We start from the raw sequence: 4,341 nt of genomic DNA, 5'->3' as shown, positions 1-4,341 counted from the left end.
ATCTACACCTGCGCCGGTGGCACCGCCGCACTCGACATGATGCTGAAGCTGATCGGCGACGACTTTGACGAGAACCTCGTCAACCGCGTCTGCGAGCAGGTGCTGACCGACCGCGTGCGCAGCCCCACCGACCGCCAGCGCCTGCCACTTCGCGCCCGCCTCGGCGTCCAGAACTCGAAAGTGCTGACCATCATCGAACTGATGGAGGGCAATCTGTCGGAGCCGCTGTCACTGATCGAGATCGCCGACCATGTCGACCTGTCGCGCCGCCAGATCGAACGGCTGTTCCGCACCGAGATGGGGCGCTCCCCTGCCCGCTACTATCTGGAAATCCGGCTCGACCGCGCCAGGCATCTGCTAATCCAGTCGTCGATGCCGGTGGTCGAGGTGGCGGTCGCCTGCGGCTTCGTCTCGGCCTCGCATTTCTCCAAATGCTACCGAGAACTCTACGCCCGCTCGCCGCAACAAGAGCGCGTCGACCGCAAGCAGCTGCTGGCAGCCTGATCCGACCCGTAACCGGTCTGCGCTCCGCCGCCTGAACCTCAGTAGTCGTCGCAGGTGCATTCCGCCGAGGAGATACGGTCGTTCCAGTCACTACCGCCCAAATTGCGGATCCTGCGCGTGATCTCGATCGAGCGGCCGCCCATCCGAGAATCCTCATAGGCCACGAGCGTGCAGCCGCGGCGGACGATCACCGACGACACACGGTCATTCCAGAACTGGCCGCCACGAAAATTTACGGAATCCTCGGCACCCATGCCGATGGACCGCCCGCGAAAATTCCCGTTCTCGAACATGATGCAGGCAGCCTGGTTGTATTGGGCGCTGGCGACGTCGGCATAAAGCACAGACGCGACTGCGGTCAGGATGGCAAGACGTCTCATCGGTGTTTCCTCGGTTTGGCCGCGCTCCTGGCTGGATCACGCGGCCCGCCCAGTTTGCCACTGCTTCGGTAGCGGAGGCAAGCCTGGAGCGTAAGCCCGAACAGGTAGGCAGCGGGGGCAAGAATGGGAGCCGGTTCGGCCAAAGATCACGCTCAACGGAGAAGAGCTTTAGCGGCTGTCGAACATCCAACTGCGGTTTCGCCACATTTTCTCACCGACCAGACAGTCGGTGGTGGACCTCTCCTGCGCCAATATCACCGGCGGATGCGCGGCTTCTTCCGCCGCCCATTGCGGCGAGGCCGGACCGGCGAGTTCCAGCACCAGCTTGCGGCGAATGGCTTCGGGAAACTGCGTCCAGTCATTGACCGGGATCATGAAGGCTCCGGGACCACCAATGACGCAGTCGCTGTAGTAGCGATCGAGATTGCTGACGTCGTAGGCGCCGGAAAAACCGCCTCGCGTCATCAGCGGCAGGCCATTGATGACGATGCCTTGCTTGATCAGCCCGTCGCGGGTCAGATTGACCGGCGCACCCTGGTTGTTGGGGCCGTCGCCCGAAATGTCGATGACCCGCTTCGTGCCCCGGTAGCCGCTTTCGGCAAACAGGTCGTTGCCGAACTCCAGCGCTCCGGAGATCGAGGTGCGCCGCGCGCTATTGGGCGGCTGCGCCGACAACTGCGCGACCACGCGCTCGGCGTCGGTGCGGCTGGCGATCACCGTCCACGGCACGATGACGCGCTGCCAGGTGGTGCCGGCCCATTCGACATAGGTAACGGCGATCTTGCCATAAGCGCCATCGGCAATGGCTTGCAGCACATTGTCGTGCGTCAGCGCCGCTGCGTAACCGTGACGCTGGATCTCGAGTTCGTCCGGTGACATCGACAGCGAGACATCGACGGCCAGCACCAGCTCGACATCGACGGGCTCGTCAGCAAGGGACGCCGGCGCCAACCAAAGCGTCAGCGCGAACGCGGCACAGCTCGAAAGCAAATGTCTAGCACAGGCAAAAGCAGACATTCCGCAAGGGTAAGCGAAAACCGCCGGCTTAAAAAGAGAAAAGCCCGGCCGGTGGCCAGGCTTTTGCCTTCATGCCTTTTTGCGCTTGCGAGCACTCAGCTGCGCGGCTTCAAATTCTCCGGATCGTAGAGCGGCTTGTAGCCGACGGCGGCGACTTCGACCGGATATGTCTCGCCAAAATACTCGATGGTGAGCTTACGGCCTTCCTGGGCGTACGCCCACGGCAGATAGGCGAGACCTATGTTCTTGCCGATGGTCGGGCCGTAGGCCATCGAGGTGGTGAAGGACCGCCGGCCGAGGTCGTCGACCAGCGTCTCGCCGGTCTTCGGGTCCATTACAGGCATGGTGCCAACGGGATAGCGGGCAACACCTTTGGAATCGACATTACTGGTCATCACCAGCGTGCACAGCATGGCCGGCTGGTGCTCGCGGGCTCGGAACTCTACATGCCTGGCCTTGCCGCAAAAGTCGTTCTCCTTGACCTTCGGACGGGCGAGATCCGCTTCGAGCAGATTGTACTCGGTCAAAAGGTCGGCGTTCTGCAGGCGCAGGCTCTTTTCCATGCGGCGCGTGTTGGCATAGGTCTCGACGCCGAAGGGCATCACGCCGGTCGAGCGCAGGGCGTCCCAGACGGCCAGGCCGTCCTCGTAGCGCATGTGCAGTTCCCAGCCCTGCTCGCCGACATAGGAGATGCGGAAAGCGGTGACATCCTTGCCGCCGATCCGGACCGGCTTGATCGCCGCGAATGGGAAGTTCTCAACAGAGAGCCCGTCCGGATTTTCGACCACCTTCTGCAAGGTCGCCCGGGCGTTCGGCCCCCAGATGCCGATAGTGACGTATTTCTCGGTCACGTCGGTGATAGTGACGTCGAAGCCTTTGTCCTGTGCCGTGCGGCGCATGTACTGGAAGTCGCGTGGACCGGCGTCCGCGCCGTCGATCAAACGACAGCGGTCAGCCATGCGGATGACGGTAAAGTCGGCCCGCACCATGCCTTCCTCGTCGAGGAAGTGGGTGTAGATGCCCTTGCCGATGTTGTTGTCGCCGCCGATCTTGGCCGCGCACAGCCATTCCAGCAGCGCGACATGGTCGGGACCTTCGATGTCATACATGGCGAAATGCGACAGGTTGACGATGCCGCAATCCTCGCTCATGGCGAGATGCTCGGCATTGGAGACGCGCCAGAAATGGCGGTTGTCCCACTCATTCTCGCGCACCGGCACGCGGTTGCCGTATTTCTCCAAAAGGTGCTCGTTGGCGGCATAGCCGTGGGCGCGCTCCCAGCCGCCGAGCTCCATGAAATAACCGCCAAGTTCCTTCTCGCGCTCCCAGAACGGCGAGCGCCTGATGTTGCGGGCCTTGGAGAACGGCTCGCGCGGATGCACCGCCGGATTGTAGACCTTCATCGCGGTCTCGGTGCAGCGATCCCAGATGAATTGCTCCTTGGTCTGGTGCGGATAGAACCGTGCATAGTCGATGGCATGGTGATCGATTGCGGTGCGGCCGTCGGTCATCCAGTCGGCGATCAGCTTGCCCATGCCGGGACCATCCTTGACCCAGATGGCGACGGCATACCAAAGGCCCCGCACCTTCTGGCTTTCGCCCATGGACGGGCCGCCATCAGCCGTCACCTGGAGAAGCCCGTTGAAGGAATGGCTCTCATTGTAGCCGAGTTCGCCGAGGATCGGCGTCAGTTCCATGGCGCGTTCGAGCGGTGCCAGGATCTGCTCCATGTCGAGGTCGCGCTGTGAGGGCGAAAGCCGCGCCTGATCCTTCTCCAGCAGGTCGCGCGGATGGCACAGGCGCGGATTGGTCTCTTCGTAGTAACCCCACTCGATCTGCCCGCCCTCGGCGGTCTTTGGATCGCCGGTGTCGCGCATATAGGCCGAGTTGCCCTGGTCGCGCAGCAGCGGCCAGCCGATCTCCTTGCCCGTGCCGGCGAACTCGTTGTAGGGGCCGAAGAAGGTCAGCGGATGGTCGATCGGCATGACCGGCAGGTCCTCGCCGACCATTTCCGCGATCAGCCGGCCCCAGATCCCGGCGCAGACGATGACATAGTCGGCCTCGATGGTGCCGCGGTCCGTCACCACGCCTGATATGCGGCCGTCCTTGACGACAAGCGACCGAGCCGACGTGTTGGCGAAGGATTTGAGCTTGCCGGACGCTTCCGCCTGATCGACCAGCTTGCCGGCGACCGTCTGCGAGCGCGGGATGACCAGACCGGCATCGGGATCCCAAAGGCCACCCTGGACAATCGCTTCTTCGATGAGTGGAAATTTCTCCTTGATCTCGGCCGGCTCGATCAGGCGGGCGCGCGTGCCAAACGCCTTGGCCGAGGCGATCTTGCGCTTGATCTCCTCCATGCGGCCGTCGTCGCCGACGCGCGCGACCTCAAGGCCGCCGATGCGCGCGTAGTGGCCCATCTTCTCGTAGAAATCGATGG

At 63.0% G+C, this 4,341-nt stretch carries 4 protein-coding genes; 1 reads left to right on the top strand and 3 read right to left on the bottom strand.

The window, feature by feature from the left end:
- The coding region (locus EN906_RS39030; RefSeq protein WP_127375438.1) for a helix-turn-helix domain-containing protein at positions 1–504 on the top strand (504 nt) is incomplete at its 5' end.
- A 38-nt stretch (positions 505–542) separates the two neighbouring features.
- On the opposite strand, the gene EN906_RS24435 is transcribed toward EN906_RS39030, so the two are convergent.
- The 3 genes from EN906_RS24435 to EN906_RS24425 all read right to left on the bottom strand — a co-directional run.
- The gene (locus tag EN906_RS24435; protein WP_023812325.1) at positions 543–884 is read right to left on the bottom strand and encodes a peptidase inhibitor family I36 protein; all 342 of its coding nucleotides are present in this window, start codon (positions 882–884) and stop codon (positions 543–545) included.
- A 168-nt stretch (positions 885–1,052) separates the two neighbouring features.
- Positions 1,053–1,901 (bottom strand): DUF1194 domain-containing protein, encoded by an 849-nt coding sequence (locus EN906_RS24430; RefSeq protein ID WP_127272437.1) that lies wholly within the window; start codon positions 1,899–1,901, stop codon positions 1,053–1,055.
- Between the two features lie 95 nt (positions 1,902–1,996).
- Positions 1,997–4,341: FAD-dependent oxidoreductase (locus EN906_RS24425; RefSeq protein ID WP_164777324.1), on the bottom strand; the 2,345-nt coding region annotated here is incomplete at its 5' end.

It is taken from the genome of Mesorhizobium sp. M7A.F.Ca.CA.004.06.1.1 (genome assembly GCF_003999135.1).
Taxonomy (GTDB): Bacteria; Pseudomonadota; Alphaproteobacteria; order Rhizobiales; family Rhizobiaceae; genus Mesorhizobium.
This window is presented reverse-complemented; position numbering and strand designations above follow the sequence as displayed.

Bases quoted from the DNA above. Each gene is read 5' to 3' on its own strand.
- EN906_RS24435 (WP_023812325.1), bottom strand. From the start codon at position 884: ATGAGACGTCTTGCCATCCTGACCGCAGTCGCGTCTGTGCTTTATGCC.
- EN906_RS24430 (WP_127272437.1), bottom strand. From the start codon at position 1,901: ATGTCTGCTTTTGCCTGTGCTAGACATTTGCTTTCGAGCTGTGCCGCG.